This is a genomic window from Flavobacterium branchiophilum NBRC 15030 = ATCC 35035 (assembly GCF_002217205.1).
Taxonomy (GTDB): domain Bacteria; phylum Bacteroidota; class Bacteroidia; order Flavobacteriales; family Flavobacteriaceae; genus Flavobacterium; species Flavobacterium branchiophilum.
On sequence record NZ_MUGT01000221.1, the window covers coordinates 1 to 1,184 of the forward strand.

1 pseudogene is annotated in these 1,184 nt (G+C 35.7%); it reads left to right on the top strand.

The features are described 5' to 3' along the window. Positions 1 to 143: 143 nt before the first annotated feature. Positions 144 to 1,184, top strand: a pseudogene (locus B0A58_RS16010) (hypothetical protein); the annotation flags it as partial.

Below are 1,184 nucleotides of genomic sequence, written 5' to 3' on the forward strand. Positions count from 1 at the left end.
TTAAAATTTATGTGAACCATAAAATTTGAAATTATAAAAAACATAAAATCCTTAACCCTTATTAAGGATACTTTGATAAAAAGAAAATTGTTGGTAAGGGACAACGAAACAAAATAAAAAAATAATTCTTAAAATTTTAAAACATGAAAAAATTATTAACTTTTTTAATCTTTACTGCTAGTATTTCGGGCATAGCACAGGTAGGGATTGGGACTACAAATCCAGATGTTAGTTCAATATTGGATGTGAAATCAACGAGCAAAGGTTTTTTACCACCTAGAATGACACAATCAAACAGAGATGGTATTGCAACTCCTGCAAACGGGTTACTAATTTATTGTACCGATTGTGATTCTGGAGCGGGATGTTTGCAAGTAAACAATGGAACAACGGCTTTACCTGCATGGGAGTGTATAGGCGGTGTTGCTGCACCGACTTTTTCAGTGTCGGCTGTTTGTAATGGTTTTGTAACGGGTACCTATATGAAAAACAGCTCTATTGCTGGAACTTATACAGTTAAAATATCTAATGACTCCTTTAGTACAGCCACTATTGCCATTGGTTCTGCTGATTTAGTATTGTCAGATATTGCTACGGCTAGCCCAGCATTAACAGTTGGCACACCTACTGCTTCTCCTGTTGCTATTTCAGCGGGTACTATTACACTTAATAGTGGGGCTTCTACTATTGTAACCTATCCAATTACAGGTACACCAACTGCAACGGGTACTTTAAAAGGTACTTGGTCTAAATTATCATTGAGTTGTAGTAAAACTGTTAATGTAATAAATGGTACAGCAACTTTTTCATTACCAAGGTCAGAGAATGTAATTTCAGTTAAAGACGGAACTCCTCTTGTAGATATGCAAGGTGTTGTAGATAATGCTTCAAACAAAATCACCATAAAAGTGCCCTATACTTCGGGAACAGGAAGTTACGATGCTTACACAAGTTCAGTTGTTGCGGGTAGTACGGGCGAAGGTGGCGATAGCAATGGTTTTAGCTTTAGCTATCCAGCAGGAACTTTTGGTTCATCGGGAACAATTCTTGTAACCATTACAGTAGATGGAGATGGAAGTTACAATGCTAAAAAATTATTATTTGGAGGCAAAGAAAATATTGTAACCATTCCGTTTATGTTTAATGGAGTAAATGTTGGAAATATTATTTTCGAGTTATTTACA